Source organism: Pseudomonas nunensis, from assembly GCF_024296925.1.
Classification (GTDB): domain Bacteria; phylum Pseudomonadota; class Gammaproteobacteria; order Pseudomonadales; family Pseudomonadaceae; genus Aquipseudomonas; species Aquipseudomonas nunensis.
In genome coordinates, this window is sequence record NZ_CP101125.1 from 6,900,283 (window position 1) to 6,921,509 (window position 21,227).

Genomic DNA, 21,227 nt, shown 5'->3' on the forward strand with positions numbered 1-21,227 from the left:
TTGTGTTGTCAGTGACGGCCCCTTCGCGAGCAAGCCCGCTCCCACATTGGTTCTCTGGTGTTCACACAATTTGTGGCACACAGAAGATCCCCTGTAGGAGCGAGGCTTGCCCGCGAATGAGGGCGACTCGGTCTATCACTCCGCCACAGGCTGCGGATTCAACCATCCACGCACCCGGCGAAACAATTGCTCTTGCTCAGCCTGGGCATTGCCCGGCAATGCCTTGAGCGATACCTGGCTGAATGCGGAAGTCTTCAAACGCTTGCTCGCTTGCAAACGTTCCAGCGCGGCGCTGCGATCCAGCGGCTTGTCCTTATAGAAGAGGTCGGCAGTCGGCAACTTCAAGGTTGGCGTCAATTCAGCCAGCGGTGGTTGGACCGTCAACGGCGTCTGCGCCGCGACCATCACGAATTTCTCCACTTGCGACGGCTGCCTCTCGCTCAGGTAGCGCGCGGCCCAGTAAGCTCCGGTGCCATGCCCGAGCACGACAATACGCCGCGCACTTTGCTGTTCGGCATAGGCGATGGCGGCATCAATGCGCGCGAAAATGCGCTCGGCATCAGCCTTGGACTGTTCTTCGGTAGTTTCCACGACAGCCTTATCCGCGACGTCCGATTCACCGCTGGCCGCCTGCTCGATAGGCTTCGCGGTGGTCGAGTCTTTGCTGCCGGTTTCAGGGGCTTTGATCGTCGGTGGGACTTCGGCGACGCGTGGCGCAATGGCATCGCTTTGCAGGTCCGGCAAGGTGATACTCAGGCTGCTCCACTCGGCGTCCGGCAATTTGTTGCGCAAAGGGCTGATTGCTTGCGGCCAGTCAACGGTCTCGCCAGCGCCGGGGATGATAATCACCGCGCCCCTGGGGTCTGCGGTGTTGGCCGGTTTCCACAGGGCGAGAAACGTATCGGCTCCGGCCTGAAGCTGCTGCTGTTCCTGGGCAGGGATTTTTCGCTCAAGTGCTGCCGCTTCTTCCTGACTACGCTCAAGCAGCGGCTGACGTTCCACCGGTTTTGTTTCTGCGGCTTTTTCGGTAGAAGCAGGTGCAGGGTCGGCGGCCTCGACGGAAAAGGCGCAAGGCAGGAACAGCGACAGGCACAATGCTGGCAGTGCCAGGCGGGAGACAGGGGGCATCGGATATTCCAGGCCAGAAGTTATTCCGGCAGCCTAATGGGTTGGTCAGTATTTGTCAGTGTGTGAGACTTCAATGATGCGTTTTCGCTGCCTGTGGGTTATCGGCTGTTTGTGGTTTCCCTTGATGGGCTGGGCGGCACCCGCGCCCCCGGCGCATGTTGCACATTTGTCGGCGGCCCAGCAGCAATGGCTGGCCGAGCATGGCGAATTGCGCGTCGGCGTTGTATTGCAGGCGCCCTATGCGCAATACGATCGTCGCTTGCAACGCTTGTCCGGGGTCAACGTCGAGCTAATGAAATGGCTGGCCAAGGCGCTAAAAGTCGAGCTCAGCTGGCGTAACTTTCCCGACGTGGAACAACTGGAAGCGGCGGTGCGCGAAGGCGAAGTCGATATCGCCCCTGGACTGACGCAAACCCCCGGCGGGCTGCGGCTTTGGCAATTCTCCGATCCGTACATGCGCGTGCCGCAACTGGTGGTCAGTGACCAGAAGGGCACCGGTGTGGTGGAGCTGGAAAAACTCGACAGCCAGACTCGCGTCGCCGTGCGCATGCCCAGCGTCATCGCCGATTACCTGCGCAGCAACTTCCCCCATTTGAACCTGCAAGGCGTGCCTATCGAGCGTCAGGCGTTGCAGTTGCTGTTGAGTCAGCAGGCCGGTTACGCGGTGGTCGACGAGGCGCAACTCGGGCGATTGTCCGCAGAACCGGAGTTCGCCGGGCTGGTGGTCGTAGGCGACATCGGCTTGCCGCAACTGCTGCGGGTGGCCACGCGCCGGGACTGGCCGGAGCTGGCCGGCATCGTCGAAAGTGCGCTGCGGGCGATCCCGGCCAAGGACCTGGAACAGCTGCACAACCAATGGCTGCAACCCAAATACCCGCGACTGTCCGAGTCGCCGGGGTTCTGGCAAAACCTTTGCCTGCTGTTGGCGGTGTTGTTGCTGAGTAGCATGGCCATCGTGTTCTGGCAGCGGCGCCAGCAACACAGCCTGGAGCAACGGCTGCTGGCGGCGCGGGAAGACATTGCCCTGCGCCAGGCCAGTGAAGAAGCCTTGCGCCTGACCCAGTTTTCCATCGATCAGAGCACCGTCGGCATCCTTTGGGTCAACTGGGACAGCCACGTGCGCTACGCCAACCGCGCCGCCGAAACCATGCTCGGCTATCCGTCCGGCGGGATTATCGACCGTCCGTTGATCGACTTCGAACCCGGCCTGCACATGGACCGCTGGCTGAACCTGTGGAAACGCGCGCGGGCCAGCGAGGAGGGGCCGCAAAGTTTCGAAACCAATTGTGTGCGGGCCGACGGCAGCATCCTGCCAGCGGATGTGTCGTTGAGCTTCCTGCGGTTTCGCGACGGCGAATACCTGGTGGTGTACCTGAATGACGTCACCGAACGCCGCCGTGCCCTGGCTGCTTTGCAGGAAAGCGAGGCCCGACTACAAGGGATCGCCGCCAACGTCCCCGGATTGGTCTTTCGCCTGGAGCGGGCGCCGGTGACCGGGCAAATCGACTTTGCCTACATCAGCGAAGGCAGCGAAAGCCTGGTCGGCTACTCGCCAGCGACTTTGGCCCATCGCGATAAAGGACTACGAAGTCTGGTGCATCCGGACGACAAGGCCAGTTATCACCAGACCCAGGATCATGCGCTGGACACTGACAGCGACTGGTCGTGGCAAGGGCGGATCCTGACCCGATCGGGTGAACAGCGCTGGGCCGAGATCAAGGCCATCACCCGACGTTTGGAGGATGGCGCGTATGTCTGGGACGGGATTGTCTGGGACATCAGCGAGAGCAAGCTCATCGAGCTGGAACTGGCCAGTTCCCGGGAACAATTGCGCGAGTTGTCGGCGCACCTCGAGAGCGTGCGGGAAGAGGAAAAGGCCCGCATCGCCCGGGAAGTTCACGACGAGCTGGGGCAGATGTTGACCGTGTTGAAACTGGAAACCTCCATGTGCGAATTGGCCTACGCCCAGCTCGACCCAGGTTTGAACGAGCGCTTGAACAGCATGAAGCGGTTGATCGCCCAACTGTTCCAACTGGTGCGGGATGTGGCCACGGCGTTGCGGCCACCGATTCTCGATGCCGGGATCGCCTCGGCTATTGAATGGCAGGCCCGGCGTTTCGAGGCGCGTACGCAGATTCCGTGCCTGGTGCAGGTGCCGGAGAATCTGCCGGTGCTCAGCGATGCCAAGGCGATTGGCTTGTTCCGCATCCTTCAGGAAGCGCTGACCAATGTCATGCGCCATGCCCAGGCGCATACTGTCGAACTGACCCTGGCGCTGGAAGGCGACGAGTTGTGTCTGACGGTCAGCGATGATGGCGTAGGATTTGTTCCCGCCACCGGCCGGCCGACGTCGTTTGGCGTGGTAGGTATGCGCGAGCGGGTGTTGATCATGGGTGGGCAGTTGTCGCTAGAGAGTGAGCCGGGGGAGGGCACGACCCTGAGTGTGCGAGTGCCTGTGGATGAGGTCTGATGGTTTGTGGTGTTTGGGCTGACGCTTTCGCGAGCAGGCTCGCTCCCACAGGAATTTTGTGCACGTGTGGGAGCGAGCCTGCTCGCGAATAATCTTGGCCCTGACATAACAAGAATGGAGAACAACGTGATCCGTGTACTGGTAGCCGAAGACCACACCATCGTCCGCGAAGGCATCAAGCAGTTGATTGGCCTGGCCAAGGATTTACTGGTGGTGGGGGAGGCGAGCAATGGCGAGCAGTTGCTCGAAACCTTGCGTCATGTGCCCTGCGAAGTGGTGCTGCTGGACATCTCCATGCCTGGGGTCAATGGTCTGGAGGCGATCCCACGGATTCGCGCGTTGAACAATCCGCCAGCGATCCTGGTGCTGTCGATGCACGACGAAGCACAAATGGCCGCGCGCGCATTGAAGGTTGGCGCGGCGGGTTATGCGACCAAGGACAGCGATCCGGCGCTGTTGCTGACGGCGATCCGCAAGGTCGCGGCGGGCGGCCGCTACATCGACCCGGATCTGGCCGACCGCATGGTCTTCGAAGTCGGCCTGACCGATTCGCGACCATTGCACTCATTACTCTCGGAGCGCGAGTTCTCGGTGTTCGAACGCCTGGCCCAGGGCGCCAACGTCAACGACATCGCCCAGCAACTGGCCCTGAGCAGCAAAACCATCAGCACCCACAAGGCACGGCTGATGCAGAAGCTCAACATCACTTCCCTGGCGGAACTGGTGAAGTACGCGATGGAACACAAACTCCTCTAAAAACACCGCTTGCTACTGACCCACTGCAATCCCCCTGTGGGAGCGGGCTTGCTCGCGAAGGGGCAATGCCAGTCGACATCAATATTGTCTGACACACGCAGTCCTGTAGGCGCGAGGCTTGCCCGCGAAGGCGGCGTGTCAGCCAACATCGATGTTGAATGTGCTGACGCTTTCGCGGGCAAGCCTCGCTCCTACGGGGATCTCGTCGGCATGTCCATTTGCGACATGCCAGCAACGCCGCTTTTGCTTGTTCTTGTGGCTTGTAGCTTGCCGCTAACCGCTGTGTTTGCCCAAACGCGCCATCCTTGTAGGGCAATCCCTACCCCCAACCTTCCATCCGGCTGAGGCGATTCTCTCCTGCGCCCCGATTTGCGTGGTCCCCAGCGTCCACTAGGCTTAGACCACAAGCAGTCATCAACAACAAAGGTGTGGGTATGAGCCAGGTCGATTCAAGTGCAGGGGCCAATGACATTCTGGTCAGCTTTCGTGGAGTGCAGAAAAGCTACGACGGCGAGAACCTGATCGTCAAAGACCTCAACCTGGACATTCGCAAAGGCGAATTCCTCACCTTGCTCGGGCCGTCCGGCTCCGGCAAGACCACCAGCCTGATGATGCTCGCCGGTTTCGAAACCCCAACCGCCGGGGAAATCCTGCTGGCCGGGCGTTCCATCAACAACGTGCCGCCGCACAAGCGTGACATCGGCATGGTGTTCCAGAACTACGCATTGTTCCCGCACATGACCGTCGCCGAGAACCTCGCGTTCCCGCTGACTGTGCGCGGCTTGAACAAGAGCGATGTCAGCGACAAGGTCAAAAAAGTCCTGAGCATGGTCCAGCTCGACGCCTTCGCCCAGCGTTACCCGGCGCAGCTGTCCGGTGGTCAGCAGCAGCGTGTGGCATTGGCTCGGGCATTGGTGTTCGAACCGCAACTGGTGCTGATGGACGAACCCCTCGGCGCGCTGGATAAACAACTGCGCGAACACATGCAGATGGAAATCAAACACCTGCACCAGCGCCTCGGCGTGACTGTGGTCTACGTGACCCACGACCAGGGCGAAGCCCTGACCATGTCCGACCGCGTAGCGGTGTTCCACCAGGGCGAGATCCAGCAGATCGCCCCGCCGCGCACCCTCTACGAAGAACCGAAGAACACCTTCGTCGCCAACTTCATTGGCGAGAACAACCGCCTCAACGGCCGCTTGCACAGCCAGACCGGCGACCGCTGCATTGTCGAACTCGGGCGCGGCGAAAAGGTTGAAGCCCTGGCGGTCAACGTCGGCAAAACCGGCGAACCGGTCACGCTGTCGATTCGTCCGGAACGCGTGAGCCTCAATGGTTCGAGCGAATCCTGCGTCAATCGCTTCTCAGGAAGGGTGGCGGAATTCATCTATCTGGGCGACCACGTCCGGGTTCGCCTGGAAGTCTGCGGCAAGACCGACTTCTTTGTGAAACAACCGATTGCCGAGCTCGATCCCGAGCTGGCGGTGGGCGACGTGGTACCGCTTGGCTGGCAGGTCGAACACGTTCGCGCGCTCGACCCACTTCTAGAGGCGCATTGATCGCCCCGGCTACACCAACACCAACCCTGCACGTGGAGAGAACAATAAATGTTGAGATCCCTGAAATTAACCGCTTTAGTCATGGGCATGATCGGTGCGGCACACGCGATGGCGGCGGGTCCGGACCTGACCGTGGTGTCCTTTGGCGGGGCGAACAAGGCGGCGCAGGTCAAAGCCTTCTACGCACCGTGGGAAGCGGCGGGCAACGGCAAGATCGTCGCGGGCGAATACAACGGCGAAATGGCCAAGGTCAAAGCCATGGTCGACACCAAGAGCGTGTCCTGGGACCTGGTAGAAGTTGAATCGCCAGAACTGTCCCGTGGTTGCGACGAAGACATGTTCGAGCAGCTCGATCCGAAGTTGTTCGGCAAGACTGAAGATTACGTCAAAGGCGCGATCCAGCCCTGCGGCGTGGGCTTCTTCGTGTGGTCGACCGTGTTGGCCTACAACGCCGACAAATTGGCTTCCGCACCGACCAGTTGGGTCGATTTCTGGGACACCAAGAAATTCCCGGGCAAGCGCGGCCTGCGTAAGGGCGCCAAGTACACCCTGGAATTCGCTCTGATGGCTGACGGCGTTGCGCCGAAAGACGTCTACAAAGTGCTGGCCGGCAAAGATGGCCAGGACCGCGCGTTCAAGAAACTCGATGAACTCAAGCCAAGCATCCAGTGGTGGGAAGCCGGCGCACAGCCGCCGCAGTACCTCGCTTCCGGTGACGTGGTCATGAGCTCGGCCTACAACGGCCGGATCGCTGCCGTGCAGAAAGAAAGCAACCTGAAAGTGGTGTGGAACGGCGGGATCTACGACTTCGACGCGTGGGCGATTCCAAAAGGCCTGGATAAAACCCGAGCCGAAGCGGCGAAGAAATTCATCGCTTACTCGGTCATGCCGCAGCAGCAGAAGACCTACTCGGAAAACATCGCCTACGGCCCGGCCAACACCCAAGCCGTACCGTTGCTGGCCAAGGACGTGTTGAAAGACATGCCGACCACCCCGGAAAACATCGCCAACCAGGTGCAGATCGACGTCAGCTTCTGGGCTGACAACGGCGAGCAACTGGAGCAGCGCTTCAATTCCTGGGCTGCCAAATAAGCCCACCCCGTGGGCTTATCCACTCCTGTAGGAGCGAGGCTTGCCCGCGAAGACTGTGTGTCAGTCAGCATTAATGTTGAATGTGCCGACGTCTTCGCGGGCAAGCCTCGCTCCTACAGGGGGGATGTATAGCTAACAAGAACAGAGGTGGCCTGGCCGCCTCTGTAACGATCAAAGATTTCCGGAGTACGCCATGGCTATCGCCGTTCCCCTGAACGCGGGCACTGACCCCACCTTGAAGCAGCGGCTCAAGCACGCCGAGCGGATCAACCGCTGGAAAGCACAAGCCTTGATCGCGCCATTGGTGCTGTTTCTGTTGCTGGTGTTCCTGGTGCCGATCGTGGCGCTGCTCTACAAAAGTGTCGGTAACCCGGAAGTGGTCGGCGGCATGCCGCGCACCGTGACGGCTATCGCCAGTTGGGACGGCCGTGGTCTTCCAGCCGAACCGGTTTATAAAGCCGCCAGCGAAGACCTCGCCGAAGCGCGCAAAAACCAGACCTTGGGCGACTTGTCCAAGCGCTTGAACATGGAGTTGGCCGGCTACCGCAGCTTGCTGACCAAAACCGCTCGCGCCTTGCCGTTCGCCACCGAACCGGCCTCTTATAAAGAAGCGCTGGAAAGTCTCGACGAGCGCTGGGGTGATCCAGCCTATTGGCAAGCCGTGCGGCGCAACACCAGCAGCATCACGCCTTACTACTTGCTGGCGGCGGTCGATCACCGGATCGACGACCTCGGCGAAGTGGCCCCGGCGACCCCGGATCAAGCGATCTACCTCGACATCTTCGCCCGCACGTTCTGGATGGGCCTGGTCATCACCGTGATCTGCCTGTTCTTGGCGTATCCGTTGGCCTACCTGCTGGCGAACCTGCCATCGCGGCAAAGCAACCTGCTGATGATTCTGGTGCTGCTGCCGTTCTGGACCTCGATTCTGGTGCGCGTCGCTGCGTGGATCGTGTTGCTGCAATCCGGCGGGTTGATCAACAGCGGGCTGATGGCCATGGGCATCATTGATAAGCCGCTGGAACTGGTGTTCAACCGCACCGGGGTCTACATCTCGATGGTGCACATCCTGCTGCCGTTCATGATCCTGCCGATTTACAGCGTGATGAAAGGCATCTCGCCGACCTACATGCGCGCCGCGATTTCCCTCGGCTGCCACCCGTTCGCCAGTTTCTGGCGGGTGTACTTCCCGCAGACCTATGCCGGTGTCGGTGCCGGTTGCCTGTTGGTGTTCATCCTCGCCATTGGCTACTACATCACCCCGGCGTTGCTGGGCAGCCCGAACGATCAGATGGTCAGCTACTTCGTCGCCTTCTACACCAACACCAGCATCAACTGGGGCATGGCGACCGCGCTCGGTGGGCTGCTGCTGTTGGCGACTGTGGTGCTTTATCTGATTTACAGCTGGCTGGTGGGCGCCAGTCGCCTGCGCCTGAGCTAAGGGGAGAATTGAAATGCTGAGTCCTTATATGTCGCCCGTTGAGCGGGTGTGGTTCTACAGCTTGCGGATTCTCTGCGGCCTGGTTTTGTTGTTCCTGATCTTGCCGGTGCTGGTGATCATCCCGCTGTCGTTCAACTCCGGCAGTTTCCTGGTGTACCCGCTGCAAGGTTTTTCGCTGCACTGGTATCAGGACTTCTTTGCCTCGGCGGAATGGATGCGCTCGCTGAAGAACAGCATCATCGTCGCCCCGGCGGCCACGGTGCTCGCAATGGTGTTCGGCACGTTGGCGGCGATTGGCCTGACCCGTGGTGATTTCCCGGGCAAGGCGCTGGTGATGGCGTTGGTGATTTCGCCGATGGTGGTGCCGGTGGTGATCATCGGTGTGGCGAGTTATCTGTTCTTCGCACCGCTGGGCCTGGGCAACAGCTTCTTCTCGCTGATCGTGGTGCACGCGGTGTTGGGCGTGCCGTTTGTGATCATCACCGTGTCGGCGACGTTGCAGGGGTTTAACCACAACCTGGTGCGCGCCGCTGCCAGCCTGGGTGCTTCGCCGCTGACCGCGTTCCGGCGGGTGACGTTGCCGTTGATCGCGCCGGGCGTGATCTCCGGGGCGCTGTTTGCCTTCGCCACCTCGTTCGATGAAGTGGTGGTGACGCTGTTCCTCGCCGGTCCTGAGCAAGCGACCTTGCCACGGCAGATGTTCAGCGGCATCCGCGAAAACCTCAGCCCGACGATTGCGGCGGCTGCGACGTTGCTGATTGCCTTCTCGGTGATTCTGTTGCTAACGCTGGAATGGCTGCGTGGCCGTAGCGAGAAACTGCGTACCGCGCAGGTCTGATTCGGTCTCTGTAGGAGCTGGTAGGAGCTGTCGAGTGAAACGAGGCTGCGATCTTTTGACTTTGATTTTTAAATACAAGATCAAAAGATCGCAGCCTCGTTTCACTCGACAGCTCCTACCAGTTCCTACCAGCTCCTACCTGCTCCCACATTGGTTTTGTGTGGTAGTCGAGATCTCTGGTCATTCGCGCCGTGAATAAACGACAAACCCCAATCCCCAGCTACTATTGTGCCCAGCTCCCCAAACGATAAGAGGCTGCGCACATGAGTCTTTCCTCTTTCAAAATTGCCCACAAACTGATCACCGGCGCCGCTGCCATCGAGCAACTGGCCGCCGAGCTGACTCGCCTGGATGTCGATAACCCGCTGATCGTCACCGATGCCGCGCTGGTCAAGTCCGGCACGGTCGAGCTGGCGCTGGCGCATCTGGGTGATCGCACCTACGAAATATTCGACCGCGTCCTGCCCGACCCGGAAATCGCCATCGTCGAAGACTGCATGCGCGTGTACCGCGAAGGCGGGCATGACGGGTTGATAGGCTTGGGCGGTGGCAGTGCCATCGACATCGCCAAAAGCGTGGCGGCTTACGCCGGGTATCACGGCGCGCTGGAAGATTTGTTCGGCGTCGATCAAGTACCGCGCAAAGGCCCGCCGCTGATCGCTATCCCGACCACTGCCGGCACCGGTTCGGAAGTCACCAACGTGGCGATCCTCTCCGACAAGCTCGCGCAGCTGAAGAAGGGCATTGTCAGCGACTATCTATTACCGGACGTTGCATTGGTCAGCCCGCAAATGACCCTGACCTGCCCGCGCAGTGTCACCGCCGCCAGTGGCGTCGATGCACTGGTGCATGCGATCGAGTCCTATCTGTCGCTGAATGCCTCGGCGATCACCGATGCCTTGGCGATTGGTGCGATCAAACTGATCACCCAGGCGCTGCCCAAGGCCTACGCCAACCCGGCCAACCTACAAGCCCGCGAAGACATGGCCACCGCCAGCCTGATGGCCGGCATGGCGTTCGGCAATGCCGGGGTCGGCGCGGTGCATGCGCTGGCGTATCCGCTGGGCGGGCGCTACAACATTGCCCACGGCGTCAGCAATGCTTTGCTGCTGCCGTATGTTATGACCTGGAACAAGTTGGCCTGCGTTGAGCGCATGCAGGATATTGCCGAAGCCATGGGCGTAAAAACCGCGCACCTGAGCGCCACCGATGCGGCGGACAAAGCCGTGGAGGCGATGACCGCATTGTGCCTGGCGGTGGAAATCCCCTTGGGTCTGCGCAGTTTCGGCGTACCTGAAGACGCGATCCCGGCCATGGCCGTGGAAGCAGCGGGGATCGAGCGCCTGATGCGCAACAATCCGCGCAAATTGAGTGCCGTCGATATCGAGAAGATCTACCGGGCGGCGTACTAGAGCCCGTCGGCACTTAATGATTGAAGGCAGGCCCAATCATCGCGGTCACAGTGCGCGCGCCAAAGCATGAGGTATACAATGCGCGCCATCGTGATTCTGCTCAGAAAAGGTGCGTCATGCAGCCCTTCGTAATTGCTCCGTCGATTCTCTCCGCCGACTTCGCCCGCCTGGGCGAAGAAGTGGACAACGTCCTGGCCGCTGGCGCCGACTTCGTGCACTTCGATGTCATGGACAACCATTACGTGCCCAACCTGACCATCGGCCCGATGGTCTGCGCGGCATTGCGCAAATACGGCGTGACCGCGCCGATCGACGCCCACTTGATGGTCAGCCCGGTGGACCGCATCGTCGGTGACTTCATCGAAGCCGGCGCGACCTACATCACCTTCCACCCGGAAGCCACGCAACACGTTGATCGCTCCCTGCAACTGATCCGCGAAGGCGGCTGCAAGTCGGGCCTGGTGTTCAACCCGGCGACCCCGCTGAGCGTGCTCGAGTACGTGATGGACAAGGTCGACATGATCTTGCTGATGAGCGTCAACCCGGGCTTCGGCGGGCAGAAGTTCATCCCCGGTACCCTCGACAAACTGCGTCAGGCCCGCGCGCTGATCGATGCCTCCGGTCGCGACATTCGCCTGGAAATCGACGGCGGCGTGAACGTGAACAACATTCGCGAAATCGCCGCCGCTGGCGCCGACACCTTCGTGGCCGGCTCGGCGATCTTCAATGCGCCGAACTACCAGGAAGTGATCGAGAAGATGCGTTCCGAACTGGCGCTGGCTCGCCCATGAGTGGCTTTGAGCAGCTGTTCCCGGGGCGACTGCCGCGACTGGTGATGTTCGATCTGGATGGCACGTTGATCGATTCGGTCCCCGACCTCGCGGTTGCCGTGGATAACATGCTGCTCAAGATGGGCCGCGAACCTGCCGGCCTCGAGTCGGTGCGCGAGTGGGTCGGCAATGGCGCGCCGGTACTGGTGCGCCGTGCATTGGCGGGTGGCATCGACCATTCGACGGTCGATGACGGCGAGGCCGAAGGCGCGCTGGAGATTTTCATGGAGGCTTACAGCGAAAGCCATGAGCTGACCGTGGTTTACCCCGGCGTGCGCGACACCCTGAAATGGCTGCACAAGCAGGGCGTCGAGATGGCGCTGATCACCAACAAGCCGGAGCGCTTTGTCGCGCCGCTGCTGGATCAGATGAAGATCGGTCGCTACTTCAAATGGATCATCGGCGGCGACACCCTGCCGCAAAAGAAACCCGATCCGGCGGCGCTGTTTTTCGTGATGAAAATGGCCAACATTCCGGCCTCGCAATCGTTGTTTGTCGGCGATTCGCGCAGTGATGTGCTGGCGGCGAAAGCGGCGGGGGTCAAGTGTGTGGCCCTGAGTTATGGCTACAACCATGGCCGACCGATTGCCGAAGAATCACCGGCGCTGGTAATCGACGATCTGCGCAAGCTAATTCCCGGTTGCCTGGACCCGGCCGCTGAGATAACGTTGCCCGACGCTGTTCAATCCCCTGCTGGAAATCCCATCGTGGTGGTCACTCGCAAACTCTGGATGAAAGTCATCAAGGCCCTGGCCCGCTGGCGTTGGCGCGCCTGACTTGTTCCTGGCCGGTATCCCGGCGCGTTTGCATACCTGACTGTTAGACCCTCAAGCCACGAGGCTACCCCATGATCCGCGAAGAATTCCTGCGTTTGGCCGCTGCCGGCTACAACCGTATCCCGATGGCCTGTGAAACCCTGGCCGACTTCGACACGCCGCTGTCGATCTACTTGAAACTGGCTGACCAGCCCAACTCCTACTTGCTGGAGTCGGTGCAGGGCGGCGAGAAGTGGGGCCGTTACTCGATCATCGGCCTGCCGTGCCGCACCGTGCTGCGGGTTCATGATCACCGCATCAGCGTGACCCACGACGGCGTCGAGATCGAAAGCCACGAAGCCGAAGATCCATTGGCCTTCGTCGAAGAATTCAAAGCCCGCTACAACGTGCCGACTATTCCCGGCCTACCGCGCTTCAATGGCGGCCTGGTGGGTTATTTCGGTTATGACTGCGTGCGCTATGTAGAGAAACGTCTGGGCAAATGCCCGAATCCGGATCCGCTCGGCGTGCCGGACATTCTGCTGATGGTTTCCGATGCGGTGGTGGTGTTCGACAACCTCGCCGGCAAGATGCACGCGATTGTCCTCGCCGACCCGGCGCAGGCCGACGCCTTCGAGCAAGGCCAGGCCCGCCTGGAAGCCCTGTTGGAACAACTGCGCCAGCCGATCACGCCGCGTCGCGGCCTGGACTTCAGTAAGCAACAATCCGCTGACCCGGTGTTCCGTTCGAGCTTCACCCAGGACGATTACGAAAAAGCCGTCGACACGATCAAGGAATACATCCTGGCGGGTGATTGCATGCAAGTCGTGCCGTCCCAGCGCATGTCGATCGACTTCAAGGCTGCACCGATTGATCTGTACCGGGCGCTGCGCTGCTTCAACCCGACGCCTTACATGTACTTCTTCAACTTCGGCGACTTCCACGTCGTCGGCAGTTCGCCGGAAGTGTTGGTGCGGGTCGAAGACAACCTGATCACCGTGCGCCCGATCGCCGGCACTCGCCCACGCGGGGCCAACGAAGAGGCGGATCTGGCGCTGGAAAAAGACCTGCTGTCAGACGACAAGGAAATCGCCGAGCACTTGATGCTGATCGACTTGGGTCGGAATGATACCGGTCGCGTTTCGGAAATCGGCTCGGTGAAACTCACCGAGAAGATGGTCATCGAGCGTTATTCCAACGTGATGCACATCGTGTCCAACGTCACCGGGCAACTGAAAGCCGGGCTGACGGCGATGGATGCACTGCGGGCGATTCTGCCAGCGGGCACCTTGTCTGGCGCGCCGAAGATTCGCGCGATGGAAATCATCGACGAGCTGGAACCGGTCAAGCGTGGCGTGTATGGCGGTGCGGTCGGTTACTTTGCCTGGAACGGCAACATGGACACCGCGATTGCGATCCGCACGGCGGTGATCAAGGACGGCGAACTGCACGTGCAGGCCGGTGGCGGCATCGTTGCTGATTCGGTGCCGGCGCTGGAATGGGAAGAAACCCTGAACAAGCGCCGTGCGATGTTCCGTGCCGTGGCATTGGCCGAGCAAACCCCGGACACTTGAGCTCACACAAAACCCTGTGGGAGCGGGCTTTGTGGCGAGGGGGCTTGCCCCCGTTCGGCTGCGCAGCAGTCGTAAATTCAGACGACTCGGTAAACCTGAACGAATGCAGGGGGCCGCTTCGCAACCCAACGGGGGCAAGCCCCCTCGCCACAATAAGTGTTCAGCATAAAAAAACGCGGCGCCTGTGAGGGCGCCGCGTTTTTTATGGCCTGCGATTTAGAAGTCCAGGCTGACCCCCACGTTCACGCCTTGCTGGGTAAAGTCATCATCCTTGCGAATGTCATAACTGGCCCGTAACGCCAAATCCTTGGTGAGGTTATGACTCACGCCCAGGTTCAGGCGGTTCAGGTTGGTCTGCGGTGTATAGCCGGCCAGGGTGTAGGTGTTACCCGGCAGGCTGTTGAGGTTCATGGTCACGTCCTGGGTGTCGTCGTTGTACTCGCGCTCGTGGGCCAGTTCGCCGAACACCTGAGTCTGCGAGGTGATCTGGTACTTGCCCTGGATCCCGAGGCCAAGACGCCGGGAGATGCGCGACTGGTCATCGAACGTCAGTGCGGTGGAATCCGCGCCGTCTTCCGAGTAACCGTCGACTTCAACTTTGGCGAAGTCAGCGCTGACGAACGGCGACAGGTGCCACGGGCTGCTCGCTTCTGGCGCGATGTCGTAACCCAGACGGCCGCTGATGGCGACCAGGTAGCCATCGGTGTCGCCTTTCTCCCCGCGCTCGTTGGCTCCCAACTGGAATTTACGTTTGAGGCTGTCGTAGTCCAGATGCCCGGCGGTCACTGCCGCGTCACCCCACCAGCGGTTTTGCTGGTACTGGGCGAACGCCGTGCCCATGTACGTGTTGAGCTTGTAATCGGAGTCGTTGTCGCCAGCTTCGAGTTTCTGGTTGTAGAAGCCCGCGGCCAGACCCACGCGCCACGCATCGTTCAACCGGTAACTGCCACCGATGTTCAGGTTGGCACCATTGCCGTCAGCACTGGCGCCACTGCGCTGGCTGTCGAAATCCTGATGTTGGCCCCCAGCGGCGACAATCGCCCGCCATTGACCCACGCCTTGCCAGTTTTCCCAATCCGCCAGCCACTGGTTGCGCAACTCATCCTGATGCGAGCGCAACGTGCCTTGGGCCATTTGTGGCAGCAGCGTCGCTTCCCATGGCGCGGACAGCAGCGAGTAGGCGTAATCGGCAATCAGGCGCTGCCCGGCTTCGGTCGGGTGCACCGAGTCGTTGTAGATCAGCTTGGACGGATCCGGCGTGGCACTGTTGATCCCGTAGCGGGCGTTCTCGGTGCAGCCGTTGCCGCTGAAGCAGGTGGCGCTCAGGTTCTGGTCGGCGGCCAGGCCGAATTGCGCAGGATTGGCGAACGTTTCCTTGAGCAGCACCGGAATGTTCAGCGGGATGATGTTGGCATTGATGCCCTGCAGTTGGCTTACCAGTTCGGTGTTGAACTGCGCACTGAGCTGGGAGGTGAAGGCTTGCAGCGGGGTGCCGTTGAAAGCCGGGGTAAAGCCGATATCCGGCAGCAGCCAGACCATGACGTAGCGGGCGCCGGCCTGTTGCAGGGTTTGCACGCTGCTGGCCAGGCGATCGGCGGCGGCGCTGGCCTGGGGCAGGCTGGTCACGCGACCTTGAAGGAAATCGTTACCACCGCCCGAGAGGTAATACAGCGCATTCGGGTCGGCGCGGAAGTTGTTCGACGGCAGATAGCCCGCGCGGGTGCGTTCGCCGGTGGCGGAGGTGCCGGTGATCGAATCGAGAATCTGGTCGGTGCGATAACCGCCGACCGCCCAGTTGTTGCCATCGGGCAGGCCTTCGTTGGCGCGTACCGCCGAAGACGAGGACGCTGTCTGGTCCGCTGAGTACCCCAGTTTTCCCCCAAGGATTTGCGTGGCGTTGAGCGAGCGCTCTTCACCGCTGCCGTCCAGATACACCGGGCCGGTGCGGTTGGTGAACCGTTGGGTGGACCCTGCAGGCCCGCCGGTGTCGGCAAACGTCCCGGCATCGTTGAGGCTGTCGCCGAATACGACGAAGTTCGTGTAAGGATTGGGCGCCGCATTCGCCTGGGCGCAGGCCATGGCGAGCAGGCAACTGGCGAGCGGTACAAACAACGTCTGTTTGATCATGTGCAAGTCCGTTTATTTATTGTTGTAGTGAACGAAACGACAGTACCAAAAACTTCCGGCCTTTTGCCATCTGTCGCGAACCCTTCATTTGTTTCGCCAGCCTTCGCGTGCGCCATATTGCACGCTCTGCCCAGCTAAGTTACTGTGCCAAGACGTATGAATGAGACCTTTCCCGTGTTGATCATCAGCAAACTCCTGGATCAAGTCATCAAGGCACACGCCCGCTGGCGTTGGCGCGCCTGAATTCTTTTGCCGGCCCTGCCGGACCTGTACCGCTTCGCCTTCTTTACCTGTTTGAAATGCCGCTTTGCTGGGTCCACTCCAGCACCTGCCAAAGCGCAGCACACTGCGGGTATTCATTCGAAGGCAGTCTCAAAAGTCAGTGAATTCAAGAGGTTTCCATCGCCATGTTGCTGATGATCGATAACTACGACTCTTTTACCTACAACGTTGTGCAGTACCTTGGTGAGCTCGGCTCCCAGGTTAAAGTCGTGCGCAACGATGAACTCACCATTGCCGAAATCGAAGCCCTCAACCCTGAGCGCATCGTTGTGTCCCCCGGTCCTTGCACGCCGACCGAAGCCGGCATTTCCATCGAAGCGATCAAGCACTTTGCCGGCAAGCTGCCGATCCTCGGCGTCTGCCTTGGCCACCAGTCCATCGGCCAGGCCTTTGGCGGTGATGTGGTGCGCGCCCGTCAGGTCATGCACGGTAAGACTAGCCCGGTATTCCACGAGGACAAGGGCGTTTTCGAAGGTCTGAACCGGCCGGTGACGGTCACTCGCTACCACTCGCTGATCGTCAAGCGCGAAACCCTGCCTGACTGCCTGGAACTGACCGCATGGACCCAGCTCGAAGACGGCTCGGTCGACGAAATCATGGGCCTGCGCCACAAGACGCTGAACATCGAGGGTGTGCAATTTCACCCTGAATCGATTCTCACCGAGCAGGGCCATGAGCTGTTCGCCAACTTCCTCAAACAAACCGGCGGCACGCGCTAAGGACTTTTCATGAACATCAAGACAGCCCTGGGCCGTATCGTCGATCACCTCGACCTCAGCACCGATGAAATGCGCGATGTGATGCGCGAAATCATGACCGGGCAATGCTCGGACGCGCAGATCGGCGCGTTCATGATGGCCATGCGCATGAAAAGCGAAAGCATCGACGAAATCGTCGGCGCGGTGTCGGTCATGCGCGAGCTGGCGGACAAAGTCGAACTCAAGACCCTCGACGGCGTCGTCGATGTGGTCGGCACCGGCGGTGACGGTGCGAACATCTTCAACGTTTCCACCGCATCTTCCTTCGTGGTCGCGGCGGCGGGTTGCACCGTGGCCAAGCACGGTAACCGTGCAGTCTCGGGCAAGAGCGGCAGTGCCGATCTGCTGGAGGCGGCCGGGATCTACCTGAACCTGACGCCAGTCCAGGTGGCGCGCTGCATCGATAACGTCGGCATCGGCTTCATGTTCGCCCAGACTCACCACAGCGCCATGAAGTACGCCGCCGGCCCGCGCAAGGACCTTGGCCTGCGCACCCTGTTCAACATGCTCGGCCCGCTTACGAATCCGGCCGGCGTGAAACATCAGGTGGTGGGCGTATTCACTCCGGCGCTGTGCCGGCCATTGGCCGAAGTCTTGCAGCGTCTGGGCAGCAAGCATGTGCTGGTGGTGCACTCGAAGGACGGTCTGGATGAATTCAGCCTGGCCGCGCCGACGTTTGTCGCGGAACTGAAGAATGACCAGATCACCGAGTATTGGGTCGAACCGGAAGATCTGGGCATGAAGAGCCAGAGCCTGCACGGTCTGGCGGTCGACAGCCCGGCCGCTTCCCTCGAACTGATTCGCGATGCCTTGGGCAAGCGCAAGACCGAAAACGGCCAGAAAGCCGCCGAGATGATTGTGCTCAATGCCGGTGCCGCACTGTATGCCGCTGACCACGCAACAAGTTTGAAAGAGGGCGTTGCCCTGGCGCACGACGCGCTGCACACCGGCCTCGCTCGGGAGAAACTCGAGGAGCTGGGTGCGTTTACCGCGGTATTTCGAGTGGAGAATGAGGGATGAGTGTACCGACGGTTCTGGAAAACATTCTGGCCCGCAAGGTCCAGGAAGTTGCCGAGCGTAGCGCCCGTGTCAGTCTGGCCGAGCTGGAAAGCCTGGCCAAGGCTGCCGATGCTCCCCGTGGTTTTGCCAAGGCACTGATCGCCCAGGCCAAGCTCAAGCAGCCGGCAGTGATTGCTGAAATCAAGAAAGCTTCGCCGAGCAAAGGCGTGATCCGCGAGAACTTCGTTCCTGCCGACATCGCCAAAAGCTACGAGAAGGGCGGCGCCACGTGCCTCTCGGTGCTTACCGATATCGATTTTTTCCAGGGCGCCGATGCGTATCTGCAACAGGCTCGTGCGGCGTGCAAACTGCCGGTAATCCGCAAGGATTTCATGATCGATCCGTACCAGATCGTTGAGGCCCGTGCCTTGGGCGCCGACTGCGTGCTGTTGATCGTCTCCGCACTGGACGACGTGAAAATGGCCGAGCTGGCCGCCGTCGCAAAAAGTGTCGGCCTCGATGTGCTGGTGGAAGTCCACGATGGCAACGAGCTGGAGCGGGCCTTGAAAACCCTCGACACGCCATTGGTCGGCGTGAACAACCGCAACCTGCACACCTTCGACGTCAATCTGGAAACTACTCTCGACCTGTTGCCGCGCATTCCGCGTGATCGACTGGTGATTACCGAGAGCGGTATTTTTAACCGGGCCGATGTCGAGCTGATGGAAATCAGCGACGTGTACGCCTTCCTGGTTGGCGAAGCGTTCATGCGCGCCGAAAGCCCGGGCACTGAACTGCAACGCTTGTTCTTCCCTGAGCGTGGCTCGGCGGTGAGTGGTTCGACACTCGATTGAGTGCAGGCTGGTAAACCGAGGTGCGCCCTTCGCGAGCAAGCCCGCTCCCACATTTGGAATGCGTTCCCCTGTGGGAGCGGGCTTGCTCGCGAAGGGGCACTCAAAAGTCCCAAAGATTTTATGTCTTGCGGAGTAGCTCATGTTCCAGCTGACCATTCTGACCACCGAAGCCGGCCTCCTCGCCGAACAGGATCTGCTGGCCTCCGTCTGCACCGGCAACTCAGAATTCAGCCTGCTCTTCTGGCAACCCAATGACCGCGCACTGGTCATGCCGCGCCGCTTGAATCGCCTCCCACAATTCGAATCCGCTTGCGAAGTCTCCGCCGCCGCTGGCTGGCCAGTGCTGCTGCGCGAAACCGGCGGCGAACCCGTCCCGCAATCGTCCGCCACCATCAACATCGCTCTGGTCTACGCGCCACCGCGCAGCGAAGGCGATCAAAACCGCATCGAAACTGGCTACCGAAGACTCTGCGATCCGATTTGTCAGTTACTTGATGAGTTGGGCGGCACTTCGTCATTGGGCGAAGTCGAAGGCGCGTTCTGCGATGGCCGTTTCAACGTCAACCTCGACGGTCGCAAGATGGTCGGCACCGCCCAGCGCTGGCGCCAAAGCAAGGGCGGGACGCGTCCGGTCGGGCTGGTGCACGGGGCGTTGCTGCTGGATAACGAACGGGAATCGATGGTCGCGGCGGTCAACCGCTTCAATGAGGCGTGCGGCCTGGAACAGCGGGTTCGCGCCGAAAGCCACATCGCCCTGCATGAAAAATTCGCTGCGCCGCATGCACTGGAACGTCTCGACGCACTGTATCGCCAGTTGCTGGCGGGAATGTACGAGGCTTAACGCGTGCCGAAGACCACCATGGTCTTGCCTTTGACATCCACCAGGTTGCGTTCCTCAAGGTCCTTGAGCACGCGACCGACCATCTCCCGGGAACACCCGACAATCCGCCCGATTTCCTGACGGGTCACCTTGATCTGCATGCCGTCCGGATGGGTCATGGCGTCTGGCTGTTTGCACAATTCCAGCAGGCAACGGGCGACACGACCGGTGACATCAAAGAACGCCAGGTCGCCGACCTTGCGCGTGGTGTTGCGCAGGCGCTGTGCGATTTGTCCGCTGAGCACGTAAAGAATGTCTGGATCTTGCTGGGACAGTTCGCGGAATTTCGCGTAGCTGATTTCCGCAACCTCGCATTCGACCTTCGCGCGCACCCAGGCACTGCGTTCCTGTTCCAGGCCGGCCTGTTCAAACAAACCGAGCTCACCGAAGAAGTCCCCGGCGTTCAGGTAGGAGATGATCATCTCGCGGCCGTCATCGTCCTCGATCAGGATCGTGACCGAGCCCTTGATGATGAAGAACAACGTATCCGAGCGATCGCCGGCACAGATGATGTTGCTCTTGGCCGCATAACGACGGCGCTGGCAATGCATCAACAGCTTGTCGAGGTTCTTGATTTTGGGTGTGGGGGTAATAGCAACCATGGTTGTATCCCGAAAAGACTGCACGGTGTTTTTGATTGTTTTAGGAGCGGGTGAAGCCTGCGATTTTTTCATTCGCTTGATGGCTGGCTATGCGCCAGCGAATTGGCGCCAGCTTAACAGACACATTCCTACAAGATTCGAGAATTTACCTACAGCGCAGGGGCACTCGTCCCGGGAAGGTGACACGCTGTCATAGCGGGGCCCTGTGCTAAGCTGGCGACCCTTTTTTATACAGTGGAGTCTTGGCGATGAAGGCACGCATCCAATGGGCTGGCGAAGCCATGTTCCTCGGTGAATCCGGCAGCGGTCATGTCGTGGTCATGGACGGTCCGCCGGACGCCGGTGGTCGTAACCTGGGTGTACGCCCGATGGAAATGCTCCTGCTGGGTGTCGGCGGCTGCAGCAATTTCGATGTGGTCAGCATCCTCAAGAAGTCCCGCCAGGCCGTCGAAAGCTGTGAAGCCTTCCTGGAAGCCGAGCGCGCGACCGAAGATCCAAAGGTTTTCACCAAGATCCACATGCACTTCGTGGTCAAGGGCCGCGGGCTGAAAGAAGCCCAGGTCAAACGCGCCATCGAACTGTCTGCCGAGAAGTATTGCTCGGCCTCGATCATGCTCGGCGCCGCTGGCGTCGCTATTACGCATGACTACGAGATCATCGAACTCGGTTGAATCGACATTCAACTATCATAAAAGCAGTGCAGACTCTGGCGATCCATAGCTGACGTCTGCATAATGCGCCACTTTTTTCAGGGTCGTGGCCCGTCACCCGACAGGCCCCGCACCCGAACAGACAACCAAAATCGCCATCGCGAAGAGGTGTTAACCGTCCTACGCAGCTGCGTTGTTCGCATCTGACGGGCATGCTTGA

At 60.4% G+C, this 21,227-nt stretch carries 18 protein-coding genes; 15 read left to right on the forward strand and 3 right to left on the reverse strand.

Features of this window, described 5'->3' with window-relative positions:
* Nucleotides 1-135: 135 nt before the first annotated feature.
* Nucleotides 136-1,128: an alpha/beta hydrolase family protein gene (locus NK667_RS30460; protein WP_054616821.1), complete on the reverse strand. Its 993-nt coding sequence runs from the start codon at nt 1,126-1,128 to the stop codon at nt 136-138.
* Nucleotides 1,129-1,201: 73 nt separating this feature from the next.
* On the opposite strand from NK667_RS30460, the gene NK667_RS30465 reads away from it, so the two are divergent.
* From NK667_RS30465 to trpE, 10 genes are all read left to right on the forward strand, one after another.
* Complete coding sequence (locus tag NK667_RS30465; protein ID WP_054616820.1) at nt 1,202-3,598, forward strand: PAS domain-containing sensor histidine kinase; 2,397 nt, start codon at nt 1,202-1,204, stop codon at nt 3,596-3,598.
* 114 nt (nt 3,599-3,712) lie between these two features.
* Nucleotides 3,713-4,354: a response regulator gene (locus NK667_RS30470; protein WP_177328556.1), complete on the forward strand. Its 642-nt coding sequence runs from the start codon at nt 3,713-3,715 to the stop codon at nt 4,352-4,354.
* A gap of 434 nt (nt 4,355-4,788) precedes the next feature.
* Nucleotides 4,789-5,913 carry an ABC transporter ATP-binding protein gene (locus NK667_RS30475; RefSeq protein ID WP_054044130.1) on the forward strand — a complete coding sequence of 375 codons (1,125 nt, stop codon included), beginning with the start codon at nt 4,789-4,791 and terminating at the stop codon, nt 5,911-5,913.
* A 48-nt stretch (nt 5,914-5,961) separates the two neighbouring features.
* Nucleotides 5,962-7,005, forward strand: coding sequence for an ABC transporter substrate-binding protein (locus tag NK667_RS30480; RefSeq protein WP_054616819.1), 1,044 nt, complete (start codon nt 5,962-5,964; stop codon nt 7,003-7,005).
* 193 nt (nt 7,006-7,198) lie between these two features.
* Nucleotides 7,199-8,446, forward strand: coding sequence for an ABC transporter permease (locus NK667_RS30485; protein WP_054044128.1), 1,248 nt, complete (start codon nt 7,199-7,201; stop codon nt 8,444-8,446).
* A 13-nt stretch (nt 8,447-8,459) separates the two neighbouring features.
* Nucleotides 8,460-9,284: an ABC transporter permease gene (locus tag NK667_RS30490; RefSeq protein ID WP_054616818.1), complete on the forward strand. Its 825-nt coding sequence runs from the start codon at nt 8,460-8,462 to the stop codon at nt 9,282-9,284.
* A gap of 263 nt (nt 9,285-9,547) precedes the next feature.
* The gene (locus tag NK667_RS30495) at nt 9,548-10,696 is read left to right on the forward strand and encodes an iron-containing alcohol dehydrogenase (RefSeq protein WP_054616817.1); all 1,149 of its coding nucleotides are present in this window, start codon (nt 9,548-9,550) and stop codon (nt 10,694-10,696) included.
* Nucleotides 10,697-10,812: 116 nt separating this feature from the next.
* Nucleotides 10,813-11,487: a ribulose-phosphate 3-epimerase gene (gene rpe, locus NK667_RS30500; protein WP_054044125.1), complete on the forward strand. Its 675-nt coding sequence runs from the start codon at nt 10,813-10,815 to the stop codon at nt 11,485-11,487.
* Entirely contained in the window at nt 11,484-12,302 is an 819-nt protein-coding gene (locus NK667_RS30505; RefSeq protein ID WP_054044124.1) for a phosphoglycolate phosphatase, read from the forward strand. Before rpe ends, NK667_RS30505 begins: the two co-directional genes overlap by 4 nt.
* A 71-nt stretch (nt 12,303-12,373) precedes the next feature.
* On the forward strand, nt 12,374-13,855 hold the full coding sequence (gene trpE / locus NK667_RS30510) for an anthranilate synthase component I (protein ID WP_054616816.1): 1,482 nt from the start codon (nt 12,374-12,376) through the stop codon (nt 13,853-13,855).
* Nucleotides 13,856-14,071: 216 nt separating this feature from the next.
* On the opposite strand, the gene estP is transcribed toward trpE, so the two are convergent.
* Nucleotides 14,072-15,982: an esterase EstP gene (gene estP, locus NK667_RS30515; protein ID WP_054616815.1), complete on the reverse strand. Its 1,911-nt coding sequence runs from the start codon at nt 15,980-15,982 to the stop codon at nt 14,072-14,074.
* Nucleotides 15,983-16,389: 407 nt separating this feature from the next.
* Between estP and NK667_RS30520 the strand changes: the two genes are divergently transcribed.
* From NK667_RS30520 to NK667_RS30535, 4 genes are all read left to right on the forward strand, one after another.
* On the forward strand, nt 16,390-16,983 hold the full coding sequence (locus NK667_RS30520; protein ID WP_054616814.1) for an aminodeoxychorismate/anthranilate synthase component II: 594 nt from the start codon (nt 16,390-16,392) through the stop codon (nt 16,981-16,983).
* A 9-nt stretch (nt 16,984-16,992) separates the two neighbouring features.
* Entirely contained in the window at nt 16,993-18,042 is a 1,050-nt protein-coding gene (gene trpD / locus NK667_RS30525; RefSeq protein WP_054044121.1) for an anthranilate phosphoribosyltransferase, read from the forward strand.
* On the forward strand, nt 18,039-18,875 hold the full coding sequence (gene trpC, locus NK667_RS30530; protein ID WP_054044120.1) for an indole-3-glycerol phosphate synthase TrpC: 837 nt from the start codon (nt 18,039-18,041) through the stop codon (nt 18,873-18,875). Before trpD ends, trpC begins: the two co-directional genes overlap by 4 nt.
* A gap of 139 nt (nt 18,876-19,014) precedes the next feature.
* Nucleotides 19,015-19,716 (forward strand): lipoate--protein ligase family protein, encoded by a 702-nt coding sequence (locus tag NK667_RS30535; protein ID WP_054616813.1) that lies wholly within the window; start codon nt 19,015-19,017, stop codon nt 19,714-19,716.
* Here the strand turns inward: NK667_RS30535 and crp are convergent.
* On the reverse strand, nt 19,713-20,357 hold the full coding sequence (crp, locus tag NK667_RS30540) for a cAMP-activated global transcriptional regulator CRP (protein ID WP_054044118.1): 645 nt from the start codon (nt 20,355-20,357) through the stop codon (nt 19,713-19,715). The genes NK667_RS30535 and crp overlap by 4 nt on opposite strands.
* Nucleotides 20,358-20,605: 248 nt before the next feature.
* On the opposite strand from crp, the gene NK667_RS30545 reads away from it, so the two are divergent.
* Complete coding sequence (locus tag NK667_RS30545; protein ID WP_007941657.1) at nt 20,606-21,028, forward strand: OsmC family protein; 423 nt, start codon at nt 20,606-20,608, stop codon at nt 21,026-21,028.
* Nucleotides 21,029-21,227: the final 199 nt, after the last annotated feature.

What these genes read in the sequence shown, in the direction of transcription:
- NK667_RS30460 (WP_054616821.1), bottom strand. Translation starts at nt 1,128, where the DNA reads ATGCCCCCTGTCTCCCGCCTGGCACTGCCAGCATTGTGCCTGTCGCTG.
- NK667_RS30465 (WP_054616820.1), top strand. Translation starts at nt 1,202, where the DNA reads ATGATGCGTTTTCGCTGCCTGTGGGTTATCGGCTGTTTGTGGTTTCCC.
- NK667_RS30470 (WP_177328556.1), top strand. Translation starts at nt 3,713, where the DNA reads ATGGAGAACAACGTGATCCGTGTACTGGTAGCCGAAGACCACACCATC.
- NK667_RS30475 (WP_054044130.1), top strand. Translation starts at nt 4,789, where the DNA reads ATGAGCCAGGTCGATTCAAGTGCAGGGGCCAATGACATTCTGGTCAGC.
- NK667_RS30480 (WP_054616819.1), top strand. Translation starts at nt 5,962, where the DNA reads ATGTTGAGATCCCTGAAATTAACCGCTTTAGTCATGGGCATGATCGGT.
- NK667_RS30485 (WP_054044128.1), top strand. Translation starts at nt 7,199, where the DNA reads ATGGCTATCGCCGTTCCCCTGAACGCGGGCACTGACCCCACCTTGAAG.
- NK667_RS30490 (WP_054616818.1), top strand. Translation starts at nt 8,460, where the DNA reads ATGCTGAGTCCTTATATGTCGCCCGTTGAGCGGGTGTGGTTCTACAGC.
- NK667_RS30495 (WP_054616817.1), top strand. Translation starts at nt 9,548, where the DNA reads ATGAGTCTTTCCTCTTTCAAAATTGCCCACAAACTGATCACCGGCGCC.
- rpe (WP_054044125.1), top strand. Translation starts at nt 10,813, where the DNA reads ATGCAGCCCTTCGTAATTGCTCCGTCGATTCTCTCCGCCGACTTCGCC.
- NK667_RS30505 (WP_054044124.1), top strand. Translation starts at nt 11,484, where the DNA reads ATGAGTGGCTTTGAGCAGCTGTTCCCGGGGCGACTGCCGCGACTGGTG.
- trpE (WP_054616816.1), top strand. Translation starts at nt 12,374, where the DNA reads ATGATCCGCGAAGAATTCCTGCGTTTGGCCGCTGCCGGCTACAACCGT.
- estP (WP_054616815.1), bottom strand. Translation starts at nt 15,982, where the DNA reads ATGATCAAACAGACGTTGTTTGTACCGCTCGCCAGTTGCCTGCTCGCC.
- NK667_RS30520 (WP_054616814.1), top strand. Translation starts at nt 16,390, where the DNA reads ATGTTGCTGATGATCGATAACTACGACTCTTTTACCTACAACGTTGTG.
- trpD (WP_054044121.1), top strand. Translation starts at nt 16,993, where the DNA reads ATGAACATCAAGACAGCCCTGGGCCGTATCGTCGATCACCTCGACCTC.
- trpC (WP_054044120.1), top strand. Translation starts at nt 18,039, where the DNA reads ATGAGTGTACCGACGGTTCTGGAAAACATTCTGGCCCGCAAGGTCCAG.
- NK667_RS30535 (WP_054616813.1), top strand. Translation starts at nt 19,015, where the DNA reads ATGTTCCAGCTGACCATTCTGACCACCGAAGCCGGCCTCCTCGCCGAA.
- crp (WP_054044118.1), bottom strand. Translation starts at nt 20,357, where the DNA reads ATGGTTGCTATTACCCCCACACCCAAAATCAAGAACCTCGACAAGCTG.
- NK667_RS30545 (WP_007941657.1), top strand. Translation starts at nt 20,606, where the DNA reads ATGAAGGCACGCATCCAATGGGCTGGCGAAGCCATGTTCCTCGGTGAA.